General features: G+C 71.8%; 20 protein-coding genes. 11 read left to right on the plus strand and 9 right to left on the minus strand.

Going from position 1 to position 20,326, the window contains the following annotated elements:
• The first annotated feature begins 23 nt into the window (after positions 1-23).
• Together QI633_RS09365 and era are read left to right on the plus strand one after the other, a co-directional pair.
• Positions 24-806: a siderophore-interacting protein gene (locus QI633_RS09365; protein WP_141799408.1), complete on the plus strand. Its 783-nt coding sequence runs from the start codon at positions 24-26 to the stop codon at positions 804-806.
• Positions 803-1,849 (plus strand): GTPase Era, encoded by a 1,047-nt coding sequence (era, locus tag QI633_RS09370; protein WP_282428781.1) that lies wholly within the window; start codon positions 803-805, stop codon positions 1,847-1,849. The genes QI633_RS09365 and era overlap by 4 nt, the downstream gene beginning before the upstream one ends.
• A 280-nt stretch (positions 1,850-2,129) precedes the next feature.
• Here the strand turns inward: era and QI633_RS09375 are convergent, their stop codons facing one another.
• The 4 genes from QI633_RS09375 to QI633_RS09390 are packed head-to-tail and all read right to left on the minus strand — an operon-like array spanning position 2,130 to position 6,539.
• The gene (locus QI633_RS09375; RefSeq protein ID WP_282428782.1) at positions 2,130-2,969 is read right to left on the minus strand and encodes a septum formation family protein; all 840 of its coding nucleotides are present in this window, start codon (positions 2,967-2,969) and stop codon (positions 2,130-2,132) included.
• 4 nt (positions 2,970-2,973) lie between these two features.
• Positions 2,974-3,777, minus strand: a complete 804-nt coding sequence (locus QI633_RS09380) for a septum formation family protein (protein WP_141799405.1) — start codon at positions 3,775-3,777, stop codon at positions 2,974-2,976.
• 19 nt (positions 3,778-3,796) lie between these two features.
• Positions 3,797-4,315 carry a flavodoxin family protein gene (locus QI633_RS09385; RefSeq protein WP_282428783.1) on the minus strand — a complete coding sequence of 173 codons (519 nt, stop codon included), beginning with the start codon at positions 4,313-4,315 and terminating at the stop codon, positions 3,797-3,799.
• A 4-nt stretch (positions 4,316-4,319) separates the two neighbouring features.
• Positions 4,320-6,539 (minus strand): catalase, encoded by a 2,220-nt coding sequence (locus QI633_RS09390; protein WP_282428784.1) that lies wholly within the window; start codon positions 6,537-6,539, stop codon positions 4,320-4,322.
• Positions 6,540-6,741: 202 nt separating this feature from the next.
• On the opposite strand from QI633_RS09390, the gene leuA reads away from it, so the two are divergent.
• Complete coding sequence (leuA, locus tag QI633_RS09395) at positions 6,742-8,508, plus strand: 2-isopropylmalate synthase (protein WP_282428785.1); 1,767 nt, start codon at positions 6,742-6,744, stop codon at positions 8,506-8,508.
• 22 nt (positions 8,509-8,530) lie between these two features.
• Complete coding sequence (locus tag QI633_RS09400; protein WP_160158283.1) at positions 8,531-9,418, plus strand: alpha/beta fold hydrolase; 888 nt, start codon at positions 8,531-8,533, stop codon at positions 9,416-9,418.
• Positions 9,419-9,470: 52 nt separating this feature from the next.
• On the opposite strand, the gene QI633_RS09405 is transcribed toward QI633_RS09400, so the two are convergent.
• Entirely contained in the window at positions 9,471-10,124 is a 654-nt protein-coding gene (locus QI633_RS09405) for a hypothetical protein (protein ID WP_282428786.1), read from the minus strand.
• A 195-nt stretch (positions 10,125-10,319) separates the two neighbouring features.
• Here QI633_RS09405 and recO point away from each other — a divergent pair, with 195 nt between their 5' ends.
• The gene (gene recO, locus QI633_RS09410; protein ID WP_141799399.1) at positions 10,320-11,072 is read left to right on the plus strand and encodes a DNA repair protein RecO; all 753 of its coding nucleotides are present in this window, start codon (positions 10,320-10,322) and stop codon (positions 11,070-11,072) included.
• A 13-nt stretch (positions 11,073-11,085) separates the two neighbouring features.
• The gene (locus QI633_RS09415) at positions 11,086-11,916 is read left to right on the plus strand and encodes an isoprenyl transferase (protein ID WP_141799398.1); all 831 of its coding nucleotides are present in this window, start codon (positions 11,086-11,088) and stop codon (positions 11,914-11,916) included.
• Positions 11,917-12,027: 111 nt separating this feature from the next.
• Here the strand turns inward: QI633_RS09415 and QI633_RS09420 are convergent, their stop codons facing one another.
• Genes QI633_RS09420 through QI633_RS09430 form a run of 3 tightly spaced genes read right to left on the minus strand, consistent with a single transcriptional unit; the run spans position 12,028 to position 14,752 of the window.
• Positions 12,028-13,035: a metal ABC transporter permease gene (locus QI633_RS09420; RefSeq protein WP_260806077.1), complete on the minus strand. Its 1,008-nt coding sequence runs from the start codon at positions 13,033-13,035 to the stop codon at positions 12,028-12,030.
• The gene (locus tag QI633_RS09425; RefSeq protein ID WP_282428787.1) at positions 13,032-13,835 is read right to left on the minus strand and encodes an ABC transporter ATP-binding protein; all 804 of its coding nucleotides are present in this window, start codon (positions 13,833-13,835) and stop codon (positions 13,032-13,034) included. Before QI633_RS09425 ends, QI633_RS09420 begins: the two co-directional genes overlap by 4 nt.
• The gene (locus QI633_RS09430; protein ID WP_282428788.1) at positions 13,832-14,752 is read right to left on the minus strand and encodes a metal ABC transporter substrate-binding protein; all 921 of its coding nucleotides are present in this window, start codon (positions 14,750-14,752) and stop codon (positions 13,832-13,834) included. The genes QI633_RS09425 and QI633_RS09430 overlap by 4 nt, the downstream gene beginning before the upstream one ends.
• 71 nt (positions 14,753-14,823) lie before the next feature.
• Between QI633_RS09430 and QI633_RS09435 the strand changes: the two genes are divergently transcribed.
• From QI633_RS09435 to QI633_RS09455, 5 genes are all read left to right on the plus strand, one after another.
• Positions 14,824-15,138, plus strand: a complete 315-nt coding sequence (locus QI633_RS09435; RefSeq protein ID WP_141799395.1) for an antibiotic biosynthesis monooxygenase — start codon at positions 14,824-14,826, stop codon at positions 15,136-15,138.
• A 72-nt stretch (positions 15,139-15,210) separates the two neighbouring features.
• Entirely contained in the window at positions 15,211-16,608 is a 1,398-nt protein-coding gene (locus tag QI633_RS09440) for a glycine--tRNA ligase (protein WP_141799394.1), read from the plus strand.
• Entirely contained in the window at positions 16,602-17,294 is a 693-nt protein-coding gene (locus QI633_RS09445) for a hypothetical protein (protein ID WP_282428789.1), read from the plus strand. The genes QI633_RS09440 and QI633_RS09445 overlap by 7 nt, the downstream gene beginning before the upstream one ends.
• Positions 17,291-18,433: a tRNA dihydrouridine synthase DusB gene (dusB, locus tag QI633_RS09450; protein ID WP_282428790.1), complete on the plus strand. Its 1,143-nt coding sequence runs from the start codon at positions 17,291-17,293 to the stop codon at positions 18,431-18,433. Before QI633_RS09445 ends, dusB begins: the two co-directional genes overlap by 4 nt.
• Positions 18,434-18,575: 142 nt before the next feature.
• Positions 18,576-19,433 carry a hypothetical protein gene (locus QI633_RS09455; protein ID WP_141799391.1) on the plus strand — a complete coding sequence of 286 codons (858 nt, stop codon included), beginning with the start codon at positions 18,576-18,578 and terminating at the stop codon, positions 19,431-19,433.
• On the opposite strand, the gene QI633_RS09460 is transcribed toward QI633_RS09455, so the two are convergent.
• Complete coding sequence (locus QI633_RS09460; RefSeq protein ID WP_282428791.1) at positions 19,427-20,320, minus strand: LysR family transcriptional regulator; 894 nt, start codon at positions 20,318-20,320, stop codon at positions 19,427-19,429. The two genes, QI633_RS09455 and QI633_RS09460, sit on opposite strands and share 7 nt — an antisense overlap.
• Between the last annotated feature and the right edge of the window lie 6 nt (positions 20,321-20,326).

Consider the following 20,326-nt stretch of genomic DNA (forward strand, 5'->3'; position numbering starts at 1 on the left):
GCGCCGACCACTAGCCTTGGTGGGTGAGCACCCGGGCCCAGCAGTACGACGCCACGGTCCGCGGCCGTGAGCAGATCACCCCGCACCTCGTGCGGCTGACGCTCGACGTACCCGGCTTCAGCTCGACCGGCATCGCCGACGAGTGGGTCGGCCTGGTGGTGCCCGGGCAGTTCCAGAGCCGCTACTACACGGTGCGCTCCTTCGAGGCCGGGCAGATGGTGCTCGACGTCGTCGTCCATGACGTCGGGCTGGTCACCGAGTGGGCCTCGGGCCGCTCGGGTGACGTCGTCGGCCAGCAGGTCGTGCTCACCGAGGCGAAGGGCTCGTTCCTGCCGCCCGACGACGCGCGGTGGCTGCTGTTGGTCGGCGACCTGACCGCGCTGCCGGCGATGGCTCGGATCGCGCTCGAGCACCGCGACAGGTTGCCGGTGCGGATCCACGCCGAGGTGCCTGCGGACTCGCGGATCGAGGACTACTTCCCTGCGGGCGTCGAGGTCACCTGGCTGCCGCTCGGTGAGCAGAGCCGGCTGGCCGAGGTGGTCGAGGAGATCGCCTGGCCCGAGGGCGAGGGCTACTTCTGGATGGCGGGGGAGTCCGCGCAGATGCGGGCGATCCGCAAGCACCTGATGCGGGAGCGCAAGCTGCCCAGCACCCACTACGACGTCATGGGCTACTGGCGCTCGGTCGCCAAGCGCCAGCCCCGTGCCGTCGACCCCGGCCCGATCTGGCGGGCCGGCAAGGCCGCCGGGAAGTCCGACGAGGAGATCTGGGCCGACTACGACGCCGCACGGGAGGCACAGGGATGAGCGAGCAAGACGGAGAAGAGCTCGAGGGCGAGTTCGACGACGAGTTCGACGACGAGGACGAGTTCGACGAGGACTTCGGCGCCCTGCCGCCGCCGGCCGCGCCGGTGTTCGGCACGGGCGAGGTACGCGAGGGCTACCGCAGCGGCTTCGCCTGCTTCGTCGGGCGCCCCAACGTCGGCAAGTCGACGCTGACCAACGCCCTGGTCGGGCAGAAGATCGTGATCACCTCCGACAAGCCGCAGACCACGCGGACCGTCGTACGCGGCATCGTGCACCGCCCCGACGGCCAGCTGGTCCTGGTCGACACCCCGGGCCTGCACCGCCCCCGCACCCTGCTCGGCGAGCGCCTCAACGACCTCGTCAAGACCACCTGGGCCGAGGTCGACGTGGTCGCCGTCTGCTTCCCGTCGGACGAGAAGATCGGCCCCGGCGACAAGTTCCTCGTCAACGAGCTGGCCAAGGTCCGTCGCACGACGAAGATCGCCGTCGCCACCAAGACCGACCTCGTCACCGCCGACCGCATCGGCGAGCACCTCCTCGACATCGCCGAGCTCGGCCGCGAGACGGGCACCGAGTGGGCCGAGATCGTCCCTGTGTCGTCGGTGGGCGGCGACCAGATCGGCCTCCTCGGCGACCTGCTGGTCGCGCTGATGCCCGAGGGCCCGCCGCTGTACCCCGACGGCGACCTCACCGACGCCCCCGAGGAGATCCTCGCCGCCGAGCTGATCCGCGAGGCCGCCCTCGACGGCGTCCGCGACGAGCTCCCGCACTCCATCGCCGTCGTCGTCGAGGAGATGGGCCTGCGCGAGGGCCGCCCCGACGACAAGCCGCTCCTCGACATCCACGCCAACCTGTACGTCGAGCGCGACTCCCAGAAGGGCATCGTGATCGGCAAGAAGGGTGCCCGCCTGCGCCAGGTCGGCACCGCCGCCCGCCAGCAGATCGAGGCGCTGCTCGGCACGCCGGTCTACCTCGACCTGCACGTCAAGATCGCCAAGGACTGGCAGCGGGATCCCCGGCAGCTGCGGAAGCTGGGGTTCTAGCGGGTCGGTGTGCCGGTCGGGTCGGCTCGGGTCGGCGCGGGGTTGATGCGTCTCACGGACGACTCACGGTGTTTGTTTGGCGCTCGCTTCGCTCGCGCATGTCGCGCCGCCTGCCAACGCCGTTTCTTCCTCCCCCGCCCGCTCCCTCGTTCCTCGGTCGCGGGCTCCTCCGTGCAGAAACGGCGGGCGGCGCGACGGGCTCGGCTGAACGCTGTGCGCATGCGAGTCTCATTCAGCTGAATCCCGTCGGGCGCCCGACATGCGAGCGAAGCGAGCCAAACTACTCAGCAGTCCAGCAACGCCCGAACTTCTGCCCCATCGCCCACTGCTCCTTGGTCGGCCACTCGTAGCCCCACTTGAACGTCAGCGGGTCCGTGGCGACGTCGGCGGCGGCATCCTCGCACCGGGTGCGCCCGGCCTCCTGCACCTTCTTGGCACCGGGGTAGTCGGCCTCCTCGAAGGCGACGACGTCGATCGCGCGCCAGGAGTGCTTGGCCGAGCAGCGGACCCGCTCGAAGGAGGGGGCGTCGGGGGCGGCGGTCCCGCACATGGCGTACTTGTCGGGGACGCCCTTGGCCAGCGCGCCCTTGAGGTCGCTGTCGAGGTCGGCGAGCTTGGAGGCGCCGTCGAGGACGACGGCGTCGCAGCGGTACCAGGTGGCGCCGGCGTCGGACTGCTCGACGGTGGGGGTGAACCAGATCGAGCGGATCATGCTCAGCCGCAGGCTCGTGAGGGTGCCGCCGACGTAGGTCAGCAGCTGGGCGGGGCAGGCCGAGGACACCTGGGACTGGACCCGTTCGGAGTCGACGGCGAGCAGGTGGCCGTCGACGACCGCGTCGATGGCGCCGATCGCGAAGGTGACGCTGGTGTGCGCCTGGCCGCAGTCGATCGCCTCGACCTTGGAGGTGGGGGCGACGGCGGCGTCGTACGGCAGGGAGTAGCAGGCGCCGGTGGCGGGACCCGGGTCGGGTGCGGACGCGGTCGTCTGGGTCGTCGGCTCCTGCTTCGGTGCCGTGCCGCCGTCGTCACCGCCGCTGCTGCAGGCGGCGAGGCCGGTCACGGCGAGCAGGGCCGCGGCGACGGCGCTCGCGCGGCGCGGCCGGGGCGTCGGGTTCCTCATCGGCTCACTCGCTCGTCCTCGCCCAGCACACCGAGCGCCGGATCCCGGCGTCCCACTCGGCCTTGTGGAAGAACGTGAACCCGTACTCGAACTCGGAGGGGTAGTTCAGCCATGCCTTGACCGAGTTGGAGCAGAAGGACCGGGTGCGGCTCTCCATCACGCGGTCGCCGGGGTACGCGTCCTCCGGCTGCCCGAGCTTCACGGTCGTCACCGCACGCCAGTCGTGCTTCTGCGAGCACGGCACCTTCTCGCCCTCGCCGACCGACGGGCCGCGCGCGCAGCTGAGCCACACGTCCGGCGGGCGCCCGGCGAGCATCCCCTTCGCGGTCTCCGGAAGGGGGCGGTACGACGTGCTCGCCGCGCTCCCGCCGAGCACGTCGCAGCGATACCAGCGCGCGCCCTTGCCCCACGCCTTCTCCGAGGGCCGGAACCAGGCCCAGCTCAGGGTCGTGCGCAGCACCAGGCTCTCGTCGGCCGCGACGAACGTCGCGAAGGCGGTCGAGCAGGTCTTGTAGGCGAACCGGCCGAGGTCCTTGTCGTCGTAGTCGGCGTCGTCGAACTCGGAGGGCAGCTCACCGGTCGCGAAGGTCTCGGCCGTGTGCTCCTTCGAGCACGGGACGGTCCGGGTCGCGTTCGCCGGGTGGGCGACGTCCTCGGGCGTCAGGGAGCGGCACACGCCGCTCTCGGGGACCTCGAGGGAGTCGACCAGGTCGTCGTCGGTGTTGCTGCCCTGGTTCTGGGTGCCGCACGCCGCGAGCACGGGTGCCAGCAGGGCGAGCGCGATCAGCACGACGGCTCGGTGCAGCACGCGGTCAGCCCCTCGGTGGTCAGTCGGTCAGGAGTGCCGTGATCGTAGCGCCCAGCGCATAGGCCGCATCCAACGCGGCGTCGTCGACCTCGCCGAGGACGCCGAGGACGTCGTACCCCTGACGCCAGCCGAGCGCGCCCACGATCGAGTGCACCGACCGCTCGGCGCCGGTCAGGTCGTAGCGTCCGTGCAGCCACAGCCCGTACGGACGCCCGGTCGTCTCCCTCCCCGAGGTGGTCGAGCCTGTCGAGACCGCGGGCGCGCCGCTCGGGTCGAGCGCCCCGCCGACGGCGAGGAAGGTGGAGTCGAAGAAGTGCTTGAGCGCGCCGCTCATGTAGCCGAAGTTGGCCGTGGTGCCCAGGACGTAGCCGTCGGCGGCCAGGACGTCGTCGGCGCTCGCCTCGAGCGCCGGCCGGACGACGACCTCGACGGGCGTGCCGGCCTGGACGTCCTCGTCATGGGCCCCCGACACCACCTGCTCGAGGAGGGACTGCATCGAGCGGCTGGGGGAGTGGTGGACGATGAGGAGCCGAGGCACCCGCTCAGGCTAGACCCGACGTGACGAAGCGATCCCAGGCCCGGTGCATGCCGGACAGGGCGAGGACCTCGTCCAGCACGCCGATGCCCGCGCTTCCCGTGACGACGCCGGGGACGTCCTCGGGGATGCCCGCGACGGCGAGCGCGCGGACGCCCTCGCCCCAGGCGCCGATGACCTTCGCGTGCCGGTAGGCCTCCTCCAGCAGCAGCACCACCCGCGGGTCGAGTGTCGTGGTGCGGGCGGCGCCGGCCTTGGCGTCGCGCACGGGCAGGGCGTCGCGCGCGGCCACGGGCGATCCGGCAAGGAGCACCGCGTCGAGCTCGACCGAGCGCACCGTCGCGAAGGTCCGCTGCACATCGAGGTCGCCGACCGTGCCGCCGTGCGGTGCGATGACCAGCGGGACCATGCCGCTGGACCGGACGGTGGAGCGCACCTCGGCGACGTCCGCGAGGTCGCCGTCGGGGTCGACCACGATCCCGACGACACGACCGTCGCCCGGCCACGGCCCGCCGGCCAGCTGGGACAGGGCATGGCTCGGCGTCACGTCGGGGAGCGTGTCGGAGGGCTCGGGTGCGGGCAGGCCGAGCGCCGTGGCGACCTCGGAGCAGAGTCGGGGGTCGATCTGTGCCAGGGCCTGGAGCTGGCGCTCCTTGATCGCCTGCTCGTAGCACTTGCCGAGCTCGAAGGAGTACGACCGGATGATGTGCTCCTGCTCGACCGGGCTCATGCTCGCCCAGAACAGCCGGGGCTGGGTGAAGTGGTCGTCGAATGTCGCGGGCTGGGCCCGGACCTTCGACCCCGCCACGTTGCGGGCCGCGTCGACGAAGGCGCGGGTCTGCTCGTCCGACAGGTCGGCGCCGGCCATGAAGGGACAGCCACCGTCGAGGGAGTTGGGGTGGTACGGCGCCACGCCGGCGTGCACCGCATGCTGGTGGAAGCCGTCGCGGAGCATGTCGTTGACGGGCGCATGGGTCCGGTTGACCGGGATCTGGTTGAAGTTCGGGCCGCCGAGCCGGGTGAGCTGCGTGTCGACGTACGAGAACAGCCGGGCCTGGATCAGCGGGTCGTCGGTGACGTCGATGCCGGGCACGAGATGCCCGACGTGGAAGGCGACCTGCTCGGTCTCGGCGAAGTAGTTGGTGGGGTTGCGGTCGAGCACCATCCGGCCGATCGGCTGGACGGGGGCGAGCTCCTCGGGCACCAGCTTGGTCGGGTCGAGGAGGTCGATGCCCAGGAACAGCTGGTCGTCGGTGTCCTCGAAGACCTGGATGCCGAGCTCCCACTCGGGGTGGGCGTCCGCCTCGATGGCGTCGGCGAGGTCGCGGCGGTGGAAGTCAGGGTCGAGGCCGCCGATCAGCTGGGCCTCCTCCCAGGTCAGCGAGTGGATGCCGAGCCGGGGCTTCCAGTGGAATTTCACCAGCGAGGTCTCACCGGCCTCGTTCGTGAGCCGGAAGGTGTGGACGCCGAAGCCCTCCATCATCCGCAACGAGCGGGGGATCCCGCGGTCGGACATGTTCCACAGCGCGTGGTGCTGGGCCTCGGTGTGCAGGGAGACGAAGTCCCAGAAGGTGTCGTGGGCGCTCTGCGCCTGCGGGATCTCGCGGTCCGGGTGCGGCTTGCCGGCGTGGATGATGTCGGGGAACTTGATCCCGTCCTGGATGAAGAAGACGGGCATGTTGTTGCCGACCAGGTCCCAGACACCCTCGTCGGTGTAGAACTTCGTTGCGAACCCGCGGGTGTCGCGGACCGTGTCGGCCGAGCCGCGGGAGCCGAGGACGGTGGAGAAGCGCACGAACACGGGCGTCCGCTTCCCCTCGGCGAACAGTCCGGCGAAGGTGACGGAGGCCGCCGTGCCGTAGCCCTCGAAGTAGCCGTGCGCTCCGGCCCCGCGGGCGTGCACGACCCGCTCCGGGATCCGCTCGTGGTCGAAGTGGGTGATCTTCTCGCGCAGGTGGTGGTCCTGCAGCAGGGTCGGCCCGCGCTCGCCCGCCTTGAGCGAGTGGTCGGTGTCGCCCAGCCGGGTCCCGGTCGACGTGGTCAGCCAGCGACCCTGCTGGCCCGCCGAGCGGGGATCGTCACTCGCAGGGGCGCCGGTCGGCGTCCGGGTGTCGGGCGTGGCCTGATCCGGCTTCGGCGGCAGCGGCTCGACGGGCTCCGTCGGCTCGGCGAGGCTGGGCGGGACGGCGCTCGGCGCACCGGGGAGGGGGGCCTGCTTCGGGTCCATGGGGGGCTCCTGGGGGTAGCGGGTCCCCGCGGTACCCGGGCCCCTGCCCCCGACACCGGGTGCTGCTACGCTGACTTCCATCATGACGCGAGCGCTCCTTCTTAGCGGCCGCAGCGAGGTCTGACTCAGCCGGACCCCCTCGCTGCGGAGTGAGTCGCGCGCCCGGCGCCCATCTCAGAACCACGACCCAGCCGAGGAAGTCATGACCAAGCCGAGCGTCACCATCCCGTCGCAGCAGCCGAGCGGGATGCCGTACCACCGCTACACCGCCTTCGAGCCCGTCACCGTGCCGGACCGCACCTGGCCGGACCAGAAGATCACCCGTGCGCCGCGGTGGCTGTCCACCGACCTGCGTGACGGCAACCAGGCGCTCATCGACCCGATGAGCCCCTCGCGCAAGATGAAGATGTTCGAGCTCTTGGTCCAGATGGGCTACAAGGAGATCGAGGTCGGCTTCCCGGCCGCGAGCCAGACCGACTTCGACTTCGTGCGCCAGCTCGTCGAGGAGGACCGGATCCCCGACGACGTACGCGTCTCGGTGCTGACCCAGGCCCGCGAGGACCTGATCGCGCGCACCGTCGAGTCGCTCAAGGGCGCCGACAAGGCGACCGTCCACCTCTACAACGCCACCGCGCCGCTGTTCCAGCGCGTCGTCTTCCACGTCACCGAGGCCGAGTGCATCGCGATCGCGACGCGCGGCACCGAGTGGGTCATGAAGTACGCCGACCAGCTGCTCGAGGGCACCGACTTCGGGTACCAGTACAGCCCCGAGATCTTCACCCAGACGCCGACCGACTTCGCGCTCGAGGTCTGCGAGCGGGTCTCCGACGTCTGGCAGCCCGAGGCCGGCCGCGAGATCATCCTCAACCTGCCGGCGACCGTCGAGATGTCGACGCCCAACACCTACGCCGACCAGATCGAGTACTTCGGGCGCAACCTGACCCGGCGCGAGCACTCGGTCATCAGCCTGCACCCCCACAACGACCGCGGTACGGCGGTCGCGGCCACCGAGCTGGCACTGATGGCCGGCGCCGACCGGGTCGAGGGCTGCCTGTTCGGACACGGCGAGCGCACCGGCAACGTCGACCTGGTGACCCTCGGCATGAACCTGTTCAGCCAGGGCATCGACCCGCAGGTCGACTTCGCGAGCAACGGAGGGATCGACGAGATCCGCCGCACGGTCGAGTACTGCACGCAGCTGCCCGTCCACCCGCGCCACCCGTGGGCCGGCGACCTCGTCTACACCGCCTTCTCCGGCTCCCACCAGGACGCCATCAAGAAGGGCCTGGAGGACCTCGACCGGATCGCCGCCGAGCAGGGCAAGCCGGTCGGCGAGATCCCGTGGGAGGCGCCGTACCTGCCGATCGACCCGAAGGACGTCGGCCGCACCTACGAGGCGGTCATCCGGGTCAACAGCCAGTCGGGCAAGGGCGGTGTCGCGTACGTCCTCAAGGCCGAGCACAGCCTGGACCTGCCGCGCCGCGCGCAGATCGAGTTCAGCCGCGTCATCCAGCAGCACACCGACGCCCAGGGCGGCGAGGTGACGCCGGAGGACATCTGGACGATCTTCCGCAAGGAGTACCTCGACCGCGAGACGCCCTACGACCTGGTCTCGTTCTCCTCCTCGACCAGCGAGGACGGTGACGACCGCCAGGAGGTCCGCCTCGCCGTGCGCGGCGAGGAGCAGACCTTCACCGGCATGGGCAACGGCCCGGTCGCCGCGTTCGTCGACGGCATGCGCCAGGCGGGCGCCGACATCCGGGTCCTCGACTACGCCGAGCACGCGCTCTCCTCGGGTGGCGACGCCCTCGCGGCGGCGTACGTCGAGTGCGAGATCGCCGGCGAGATCGTCTGGGGCATCGGGATCCACCACAACATCGTCACGGCCTCGCTCCGTGCGGTGGTCTGCGCCGCCAACCGGGCGCGGACGACCACCATCCCGGCCGCTCCCGTCGAGCCGATCGGCTGACGGCGGAAACTCGGTGGTTGAGGTGCGAGCGCAGCGAGCCTCGAAACCCGCGCTGGCCTCCGAGCAGGTCGGACAGGTCTTCGTCGAGGGTCGGCGCGGCCGCGACCGTCTCGAGTTCACCGAGTACGGCGCCGGGGACGCCTGGGTCGTCCTGGTCCCGCCGCTGCTGGTGCCGCGGCGGGTCCACGACCGCTCCGCACGGATGCTCGCCTCCAGCGGGCTGCACGTGCTCGTCCTGGACCCGCTCGGCCACGGCCGCTCCGACAAGCCCGCCGACCCGCTGTCCTACTCGGTGAGCGCGTTCGCCGACCAGGTCGTCGCGCTGCTCGACCACGTCGGCGCCGCGCGGGCCGTGGTCGGCGGCAGCTCGATCGGCGCCGACGTCGCGCTCGAGGTCGCGGTCCGCGCCCCCGAGCGGGTGACCGGCCTGCTGCTCGACGGGCCGGTCCTCGAGAACGCCCTCGGTGCCCAGCTCTCCGTGCTCACCCCGGTGCTGGCGACCGCCCGGTTCGCGCCCTTCGCGCTCACCGCGCTGCGCCTGGTCACCCGACCGCTCCCGCGTCGCCTCGCTCCCGAATGGGTGCGGCTGGCGCTCGAGACCCTCGACGCCCGCCCCGGCCCGGTCGCCGCCGTGGTCCGCGGCGTGCTCTTCGGCCGGATCGCGCCCTCCTCGGACGAGCGGGCCGCGTTGACCGTGCCGACGCTGGTCCTGGCCCGCACCGCCGACCCGTTCCACCCGGTCGGCGACGCCGAGACGCTCGTCGGCGAGATCGCCGGCGCGGTCCTGGAGCGGGCCGAGACGCCGTTCGAGTGGCGGCGACGCCCCGAGCGACTGGACCTGGTGGTCACCCGGTTCGTGCTCGAGTGCGCGCGGCCGACGCGGCGCGGGCGTCGTACGCGATCGTCCTGATCGGCGGCGGGTGTCCGGAGAGGTGGAGGCGGTCAGTCCTCGTCAGTCCTCGTCAGTCCTCGTCCTCGTCGGTCCCGTCCGGGGCGTCGTCGGTGCCCTCGTCGTCCAGGTCCCACGCGGTCGCGAGATCCTTGCGTGCCTGCTTGACGAGGCCGCGCGGGCTGGTCGCGGTGACGGAGAGTGCGGCCGTCACCGCATGGTCGATGAGATCCGCCACCGCGCTGTCACCGTCGCTGACGTCAGCGAGGTCGGCCGCGTCGCGCAGGATGTTGACCGCCTTGCGGTAGTTCTCCGGACTGTAGCCACGCAGGCTCTTGCGCGCCTGCTTGCCGGTCGTGGTGCCGGTCGCGACCGCCTCGCCGAGGCTCGTGAGGGCGTCGCGGTCGGCCTGGACGGAGGCCAGCAGCGTGGCCCGCTGGTCCTCGGGCAGCGCGAGGAGTCGTGGCGCGTCGGCGACCTTGGCCAGCATGCGGTCGACGGCCCTGATCTGCTTGGCCACGGCCTTGGCGGTGGCTCCGGCGTTCTTGCCCGAGCCGGGTGACTTCCCGGCGCCGCCCTTGTCGCTGGAATGCCCGCCGGAATGCCCGCCGGCGTGCGCGGGAGGGGTGTCGGCCGGGGGCCCGGCAGCCGCCGTGCTCGCGAGGGACGGGGCGAGGAGGAGCGCGGAGACCGCAGCGGCGGTCGCGATGGCTCGGCGAGTACGCATGGTGGAGAGGTCCTTTCGTGCCGGAGTCCTCGAGCATGGCTGGCCGTCGAGGGGTCGGCACACCCGCGGCCGGACGAGGCGAGGTGGTCCTTCGCGACCATGCGGCCGGGACCCGGCCCCAGGTGAGGGGAACGTGAATCACCGTCCGCGGGGTGGCGACGCGCTTCGTCACGCCCGAGGCCGCACAATGGTGGGGTGCCGCTCTACCGCGACGAGGCGATCGTCCTGCGCACCCGCAAGCTGGGTGAGGCGGACCGCATCGTCACGCTGCTGACCCGCGAGCACGGCGTGGTCCGTGCGGTCGCCAAGGGCGTGCGCCGTACGACGTCGCGGTGGGGCTCGCGCCTCGAGCCGTTCACCCACGTCGACCTGCAGCTCGCCGAGGGGCGCAACCTCGACACGATCACCCAGGCCGAGACCCGGGCCGCGTACGCCGCCCCGCTGGGCGCCGACTACGACCGCTACACCGCCGGCACCGCGATGCTGGAGACCGCCGAGCGGCTGGTGGTCGAGGAGCGCGAGCCCGCGCGCCAGCAGTTCACGCTGCTGCTCGGCGGGCTCAACGCGATGGCGGCAGGCACCCGCAACCAGTGCCACGTCCTCGACTCCTACCTGCTGCGCGCGCTCGCCATCGCCGGCTACGCCCCGGCCTTCGTCGACTGCGCCCACTGCGGTCGACCGCCCGTGACCGCGACCGGCGAGCTCGGCCATCACCGCTGGTTCAACCCGTCGATGGGCGGCGTGCTCTGCTCGACGTGCCGGATCCCCGGCTCCGCCACGCCCGCCGCCGAGACTCTCACCCTGCTCGGCGGCCTGCTCTCCGGCGACTGGTCGGTCATCGAGGCGGCCGACCCGCGCCACGTCCGTGAGGCCAGCGGCCTGGTCGCCGCGTTCGTGCAGTGGCAGCTGGAGCGGGGCCTCCGGTCGCTGGCGTACGTCGAGCGCTGACAGACTGCTCCCCGTGACCCGCTCCACCCGTCGTACCCGCGCCGCCGCGGCCGCTGCCGCCACCCGGGGCCCGGTCCGCCCGCCCACGCCGCACCCCTCGGGTGCCCGGCCGCCCGCCGTACCCGCCGAGCTGGTCCCGCACCACGTCGCGGTCGTGATGGACGGCAACGGCCGCTGGGCCAAGGAGCGCGGGTTGCCACGCACGAAGGGCCACGAGGAGGGGGAGTCGAGCCTGTTCGACGTGGTCGAGGGCGCGATCGAGATCGGCGTGAAGGCGATCTCGGCGTACGCCTTCTCCACCGAGAACTGGTCGCGCAGCCCCGAGGAGGTCAAGTTCCTCATGGGCTTCAACCGCGACGTGATCCGCCGCCGTCGCGACGAGATGCACGAGCTCGGGGTCCGGGTCCGGTGGGCCGGTCGCGCACCGCGGCTGTGGAAGTCGGTCATCACCGAGCTCCAGGTCGCCGAGGAGATGACCAAGCACAACGACGTCCTCACGCTGACCATGTGCGTCAACTACGGCGGCCGCTCCGAGCTCGGCGACGCCGCGCGCGGGCTCGCCCGGGACGTGGCCGCGGGGCGGATCAACCCCGACAAGGTCGACGAGAAGACGCTCGGCCGCTACCTCTACGTTCCCGAGCTCCCCGACGCCGACCTGATCTGGCGCACCTCCGGCGAGCAGCGGCTCTCGAACTTCATGCTCTACCAGGCCGCCTACTCCGAGTTCGTCTTCTCCGACGTGCTCTGGCCCGACGTCGACCGCCGTCACCTGTGGGCCGCCATCGACGAGTACGCCCGCCGGGACCGGCGCTACGGCGGCGCGGAGCCGAACCCGGCCGTCTGATCGGGACTGGTGCGCCCCCCGAACCGTTCGATCGAACGGTCCGGGGGAGTTCTGGCTCGCAAACTCCCTCGAACCGTTCGATCGAACGACTTGAGGGACCCAGCGCGCGGGTCAGTGCTCGTCGTAGTGCCCGCCGTGCACGGCATGCCGGTGCCCGTCGTGCACGTAGTCGACGTGGTCGTCGTGGGGTACGGCGAGGTGCCCGCACCCCGGCCCGTGGGCATGCGGGTGCTCGCCGCACGCCTCGTGTGACGGCGCGGCCTGGCCGGCCGCGAACGGCTCGCGCAGGCGGGCACGGTGACGCTGCCAGATGCCGATCGGCCAGGCGACGGCGTAGCAGGCGAGGGCGAGCAGCACGATCGTCGGGCCGGGCGCGACGGTCGCCTGGTACGACGCGAAGGTGGCCGCGACCAGCCCGCCGACCGAGGCGAGGGTGCCGAGGACCATGGCGGCGCCGATGGTGGTGCGGAAGGAGCGGGTGAGCTGCTGGGCGGTGGCGACGGGGACGACCATCAGGGCGGACACGAGGAGCAGGCCGACGGTGCGCATGGCGACGGTGACCGACACGGCGGCCAGCACGGCGACGAGCACGTTGTAGACGCGCACCCGCAGCCCGGCGACCCGGGCGAACTCCTGGTCCTGGGCGACCGCGAACAGCTGCGGAGCGAGCCCGACGCACAGCCCGACGACCGCGATCGCGAGCACCATGGTGATCAGCACGTCTCCCGAGGAGATGGTGGTCAGCGAGCCGAAGAGGAAGCGGTTGAGCGCAGCGGCACTCTGCCCGGCCAGTCCGCTGACGAACACGCCGCCGGCCAGGCCGCCGTAGAACAGCAGCGCCAGCGCGACGTCGCCGTTGGTCTGGCCGCGCTCGCGGATCACCTCGATCAGCACCGCGCCGAGGACCGCGACCAGGACCGCCGTCCACAGCGGGGACGCGCCCGTAGCGAGACCGATCGCGACGCCGGTGACGGCGACGTGCCCGATCCCGTCGCCCATCAGCGCGAGCCGGCGCTGGACCAGGAAGGTGCCGATCGCCGGCGCGGCCAGGCCGGTGAGCAGCGCGGCGATGAGCGCGCGCTGCATGAACGGCTGGCTGAACAGCTCGAGGGCGCTCACAGGCGGTCTCCCGGCAGGTGCGGCTCGGTCCCCAGCGGCGTCGACGGATGGGGGACGGGGTCGTGATGGTGGTGGTGCGTGTGGGGCTCGGCGAACCACGGCTGGTGCACCTCGTGGTCGCGCAGCGCGGCGCCGTCGTAGGCCACGCGGCCGTCGCGGAGCACGACGGCCCGGTCGACGAGGGGGGCCAGCGGGCCGAGCTCGTGGGCGACGAGAACGATGGTCGCGCCGCGCTCCTTGAGCCGGCGCAGGGTGTCGGCGAGCACCTGCTGGTTGGGCAGGTCGACGCCCGCGGTCGGCTCGTCGAGGAAGAACAGCTCCGGCTCGCCGGCCAGCGCACGGGCGATGAGCACCCGCTGCTGCTGGCCGCCGGACAGGTTGGTGACGGCGTCGCGGCGGCGGTCGGCGAGCCCGACCACCTCGAGCGCGTCGTCGATGGCCGCGCGGTCCGCCTTCGACAGCGGGCGCAGCAGGCGGCGCCGGGTCAGCCGGCCGGCGGCGACCACCTCCCACACGGAGGCCGGGATGCCGGAGCCGGCGGTGGCGCGCTGGGGGACGTAGCCGATCCGGCTCCACGCGTCGTACTCCTCGAGCGGGGTGCCGAACAGCCGCACCTCGCCGCCGATCAGCGGCCGCAGTCCGACCATCGCCCGCACCAGCGTGGACTTCCCGGAGCCGTTGGCGCCCATCAGGGCCACGAAGTCACCAGGTACGACGGCCACGTCGATGCCGCGCAGCACCGGGCGTCCGCCCAGGGCGACGCTGGCGTCACGGACCTCGACAGCGGGCACTGCGTTCATCGACAGCCGTTCGCGGAGCGCAGGGTGGCGAGGTTGGTCTTCATCAGCGACAGGTAGTCCTCGTCGGCGGTGGCGTCGGTGAGGCCCTCCACCGGGTCGAGCACTCCGTTGGTCAGGCCGAGGTCGTCGGCGAAGCTCGCGCCGAGCGCCGGCTTGAGCGGCTCGCTGAACACCGTGGTGATGCCTTCCGTCTTGATGAGGTCCTGCAGCTCCCCGAGCACCGCACCGGTCGGCTCGGCGTCGGGGGAGAGGCCCACGATCGAGGCGACGTGGAGGCCGTACTTCTCCAGGTAGCCGAACGCGTCGTGGGACACCACGATGGTGTCACGATCGCAGTCGGCCAGACCAGCGGCATAGGACTCGTCGAGCGTGGTCAGGTCGGCCCGCAGCGCCGCCGCGTTCTCGCGGTAGGCGTCGGCGTGGTCCGCGTCGACGCCCGCGAGCTCGTCGGCGACCGCGTCGGCGAGGTCGGCGACCCGCAGCGGGTCCTGCCAGAAGTGCGGGTCGAGGTCGCCGTGGTCGTGGTCGTGCTCCTCCTCGTCGGCGTGCTCCTCGAACGGCAGCGGGTCGACGACCTTCGTCGCGTCGACCGTTGCGCCGGTGGCGTTCTGCTCGACCGCGTCGTCGACGGCGGGCTGGAAGCCCGACTCGTAGACGACCAGGTCGGCGTCGGCCAGGTCCGCGGTCTCCTTGATGGTCAGCTCGAGGTCGTGCGGCTCGGTACCGGGCTGGGTGAGCAGGTCCACCCGTGCGCCGGTGCCCTCGGTGACCCGCTCGGCGACGTACGCCAGCGGGTAGAAGGCGGCCGCCACGCTCACCTTGCCGTCGTCGCCCTTCGTGTCGTCACTGAAGGCGGAGCAGCCGGAGGCGAGCAGGGCGAGCGAGGACAGGGCGACGAGGCCGGAAGACAAGCGCATGAGAATCATTCTCAACCGCTGGCGGCTGTCGGTCAAGCCGACGCCGGCGCTCGCGTGCGTAGAGTGCGGCCGTGCTCGTCGTGAACCGCTTCCGCGCAGGCCAGGACCCGGCCGGACTCCGGGCCGAGCTCGAGCTCGTCCACGGGCTCCTCGCCGCCCAGACCGGGTACGTCGAGGGCTGGGTCGGCCGCAACCTCGACGACCCGGACCTGTGGACCCTCACCACACGCTGGGCCAACGTCGGCGCCTACCGGCGCGCGCTGTCGACGTACGACCTCAAGCTGCACGGCGTCCCCGTGCTCAGCCGGGCCGTCGACGAGCCCGGTGCCTACGAGGTCGTGGAGCCCGGCGGAGTCCTCAATGTGGTGGAGCCTCGCGTAACCTAGGCACTCGCTCCGCGACACCATCACAAACCCGCTCGGCAGCCAGCCGGGCTCGTCCCACGCAAGGAATCCACCGTGGCCAAGCCGCCCCCGTCCACCGTCGACCAGGTCGTCTCCCTCGCGAAGCGCCGAGGCTTCGTCTACCCCTGTGGCGAGATCTACGGCGGCACCCGCTCGGCCTGGGACTACGGCCCGCTGGGCGTGGAGCTCAAGGAGAACATCAAGCGCCAGTGGTGGCGCTCGATGGTGCAGAGCCGCGACGACGTCGTCGGCCTCGACTCCAGCGTGATCCTGCCGCGGCAGACCTGGGAGGCGTCCGGCCACGTCGCGACGTTCACCGACCCGCTGACCGAGTGCCAGTCGTGCCACAAGCGGTTCCGCGCCGACCACCTGCAGGAGGCGTACGCCGAGAAGAAGGGGATCGAGGACCCCGACACGGTCCCGATGTCGGACATCGCGTGCCCCAACTGCGGCAGCCGCGGCGCCTGGACCGAGCCGCGCCAGTTCTCCGGCCTGCTCAAGACCTACCTCGGCGTCATCGAGGACGAGTCGGGCCTGCACTACCTGCGCCCCGAGACCGCGCAGGGCATCTTCCTCAACTTCGCCAACGTGGTGACCTCGCAGCGGATGAAGCCCCCGTTCGGCATCGCGCAGATCGGCAAGAGCTTCCGCAACGAGATCACGCCGGGCAACTTCATCTTCCGCACCCGCGAGTTCGAGCAGATGGAGATGGAGTTCTTCGTCAAGCCGGGTGAGGACGAGGAGTGGCACCAGTACTGGATCGACACCCGCACGCAGTGGTACACCGACCTCGGCATCAACCCCGACAACCTGCGCCACTACGAGCACGCCAAGGAGAAGCTCTCCCACTACTCCAAGCGGACCGTCGACATCGAGTACCGCTTCCGGTTCGCCGGCTCCGAGTGGGGTGAGCTCGAGGGCATCGCCAACCGCACCGACTTCGACCTGTCGACCCACGCCGAGGCGTCGGGCAAGGACCTGTCCTACTTCGACCAGGCCTCCAACACCCGCTACGTCCCCTACGTCATCGAGCCCGCAGCGGGCCTCTCGCGCAGCCTGATGACCTTCCTCGTCGACGCGTACGCCGAGGACGAGGCCCCCAACACCAAGGGCGGCGTCGACAAGCGGACCGTGCTGCGGCTCGACCCGCGCCTGGCCCCGGTCAAGGCCGCGGTGCTGCCGCTGAGCCGCAACGAGGACCTCACCCCGAAGGCCAAGGCCGTCGCCACCGAGCTGCGTGCCCTGTGGAACGTCGACTTCGACGACGCCGGCGCGATCGGCAAGCGCTACCGCCGCCAGGACGAGATCGGTACGCCGTACTGCGTCACCGTCGACTTCGACACCCTCGAGGACCAGGCCGTCACCGTCCGCGACCGCGACACCATGTCCCAGGAGCGGGTCTCGCTGACCAAGCTGACGTCCTACTTCGCCGAGCGGCTCGTCGGGTGCTGAGCCTCCGGTCCGTCGCCGTGCCGGCGCTCGCCCTCGCGGTGGCCGCCGGTCTCTCGGGCTGCGGATCGGACGACTCGAAGGATGCGAGGAAGGCGAAGCCCACCGCGAGCGCCACGACCACGGCGCCGGCCGACTACCTTCCCGTGCCCGACGACGTCACCCTCACCGAGCCGGGCACGTCGCTCGCACTCGGTACGGAGGGCGTCGTGGCGTTCCAGCGACGCCAGGACGAGGTCGGGGTGCTTGCGGTGACCGTCGAGCGGATCGAGCGGACCTCGTTCCAGAAGTCGTTCCCGGGCTGGAACGTCGACGCGGCCACCGCCGCGCGCACGCCGTACTTCGTCCGGGTCAGGGTCACCAACGTCGGCGACACCGACCTCGGCGGGCTGCGGCTCGACAACGTGCTGTGGGCCGACGACGGCACCAACCTCGAGGCGCCCAACTACTACACCGCCGACCAGCTGCCGGTCTGCTCCGGCGACCCGCTGCCGGCGCCGTTCGCCGCCGGCGCGAGCGTCGAGCTGTGCCAGGTCTACTTCATCGCCCCGACCCACGAGCTCGTGAACGTGTCCTTCCCGCCGTTCGGCGGCCTGGACGCCGTCACCTGGAGCGGGGAGCTGAGCAAGGTCAAGAAGCCGGGCAAGAAGGCCGAGAAGTCGGCCGAGAGCGACGAGAAGGCCTCGTGACCGGACTGCGCCTGGGCCCGCTCGAGGTGCCCACGCCGGTGGTGCTCGCCCCGATGGCCGGCATCACCAACGCCGCCTACCGCCGGCTGTGTGCCGAGCACGGCGCCGGGCTGTACGTCTGCGAGATGATCACCAGTCGCGGGCTGGTCGAGGGCGACGAGACGACCAAGCGGATGCTGGTCTTCGACGAGCTCGAGACGGTCCGCTCGGTCCAGCTCTACGGCACCGACCCGACCTACGTCGGCCAGGCGACCAGGATCCTGTGCGAGGACTACGGCGTCGCCCACGTCGACCTCAACTTCGGCTGCCCGGTGCCCAAGGTCACCCGCAAGGGCGGCGGTGGCGCCCTGCCGTGGAAGCGCAACCTGTTGGGCGCGATCCTCGAGGAGGCGGTCGCCGCCGCGGCGCCCTACGACGTCCCGGTCACGATGAAGACCCGCAAGGGCCTCGACGACGACCACCTGACCTTCCTCGACGCCGGCCGCATCGCGCAGGAGACAGGCGTCGCCGCGATCGCGCTGCACGGGCGGACCGTGGCGCAGGCCTACTCCGGGCAGGCCGACTGGGACGCCATCGCTGAGCTGGTCGCGGCCGTCGACATCCCGGTCCTCGGCAACGGCGACATCTGGGAGGCTGCCGACGCGCTGCGCATGGTCGAGGAGACCGGCGCCGCGGGCGTCGTCGTCGGCCGCGGCTGCCTGGGCCGGCCCTGGCTGTTCCGCGACCTAGCCGCCGCGTTCTCCGGGGCCGGCGTCGGGGAGACGACGCTGCCGACCCTCGGCGAGGTGGCCGCGATGATGCGTCGGCATGCCGAGCTGCTGTGCGAGCACATGGGGGAGGAGCGCGGCTGCAAGGAGTTCCGCAAGCACGTCACCTGGTACCTCAAGGGCTTCCGTGCCGGCGGCGAGCTGCGCCGCTCGCTGGGCCTGGTCGACTCGCTGGCAGCCCTGGGCCGGCTGCTCGCCGAGCTGGACCCGGCTGAGCCGTTCCCGGCCTCCGAGCTCGGTGCCCCGCGCGGGCGGCAGGGCGCGCCGCGGTCCAGGATCGTGCTCCCGGAGGGCTGGCTCGATGACACCGACGGCCTCTCCGGTGGCGGTGTGGGCGTGCTCGAGGACGTCGACGAGACCACGGGTGGGTGAGTCGTGGGGTGAGCCGACTCACCCCAGCGTGCGGTCTCACCAATTGGTTGAAGGCTTGATCGTTGTGCTCTAGTAGCACGATGCTCTGGCCCAGGTCAGGGTTCTCGGGATGCATCTGCAAGCAACAGCAAAGGATCAGCGCGTGGCCACCAGCCACAAGCGGGAAACCGCGCGACGTACACCCCGAGCCGCCCTGCTGGCCGGCTCCCTCGCCGCCCTCGCGACCACTGCGGTCGTCACGGGAGGCGTCCTCAACTCCTCGGCCCCCGACGCCGACCTCGTGGCGGTCGACCGCTCGAAGGCCGCCGCGGGCTCCGTGGGCGACACCGGCACCCGGGTGCCCCTCATCTCCCGCAGCACGGACCGCTCCGCCGACGCGATCGGCACCAAGCTCGACGCGCTGCTCTCCGACGCAGCGACCGCCCAGGCGATCGCCGGGGCGAAGAAGAGCTGGACCTCCACGTCCCTCAACCTGTGGACGCGCCCCGACAAGCGGGCCAAGGAGATCGGTGAGATCGACGAGGGCGAGAGGGTCCTCGTCACCGGGCGGACGTACGGCGAGCGCGCCGAGATCGTGCTCGACGGCAAGTCCCGCTGGGTCACGGCTGGCTACTTCACCGACGAGAAGCCGCCGACGCTGGGCGGGCGCTGCACCAACGGCACGTCGGTGTCGCCCGGTGTCAGCCCCAGCATCGAGAAGATCCACGAGGCGGTCTGCGCCAACTTCCCCGACATCAGCGTCTACGGCACGTTCCGCGGTGCCTCGATCTCCGGGGACCACGAGACCGGCCGTGCCGTCGACATCATGATCTCGGGCTCCGAGGGCTGGAAGGTCGCCGAGTTCGTGCGGGCCAACTACGCGGCGCTCGGCGTCTCCTACATCATCTACTCGCAGAAGATCTGGTCGGTGGAGCGGGCCGGCGAGGGCTGGCGGGGCATGCCGAACCGCGGCTCGGCCACCGCCAACCACTACGACCACGTGCACGTCTCGGTCTACTGACCGGTCCTCGAACCCTGCCCCAGGTGGGCGCGTAGCGCAGCCAGGGTCGCCCGGGCGGCGGCCGACGGCGCCGGGTCGGCGCGCCAGACCAGGCCCAGGTGCGAGTCGGCCTGTGTCGAGGTGACGCGGACGTGGTGCAGCTCGCTCGGCGCGTCCGCCGACGAGCTGGTCACGACGGCGACGCCGAGACCGCGCGCGGCCAGTGCGCGAGCCGTGGTCGGCAAGGTGACGTCCCAGGTCACCGGCGCCGGCAGGCCCTCGGCCCGCATCAGCGTCGCGTAGGCGAGCCGCATGCCGGTGCCTTCGGAGGTGCAGATCACCTGCTCGTCGAGCAGCTCGGCGGGGGAGACCTCGGTGCGTCCGGCCCACGGGTGCCGAGGATCGACGACGACCATGACGCGCTCGTCGAGGGCCACCCAGGACGCGAGCCCGGCCAACGGCTGGTCCGGCCAGGAGACCAGCGCCAGGTCGAGACGGCCCGCGGCGACGTCGGCCTGCAGCTCGAAGGAGCGACCCTCGCGCAGGGACAGCTCGAGGCCGGGGTGCTCGTCGTGGACCGACTGGATCCCGTCGAGGAACGCCGGCCAGCTCAGTCCGGCGACCGCGCCGACGGCGACCGTCCCGCTGAGCAGCCCGTTGACCTCGTCCGCGGTGCTCCGCACGCGATCGAGCCCCGCGACGACGTACCGGATCTGGTCGAGGACCGGAGCGGCCGAGGGCGCCACCCGGGTGCCCTTGGGTGTGCGGTCGAAGAGCCGGGTGCCCAGCTCGCGCTCGAGCAGAGCGACCTGGGCGCTGACGCCGGACTGGGTGACGTGCAGGGCCTGGGCGGCGGCCGTGAACGAGCCCTCGTCCGCGACCGCCACGGCGTAGCGGAGCTGGTGCACCTCCAT

The sequence above is a fragment of the Nocardioides sp. QY071 genome (assembly GCF_029961765.1).
Lineage (GTDB): Bacteria > Actinomycetota > Actinomycetes > Propionibacteriales > Nocardioidaceae > Nocardioides.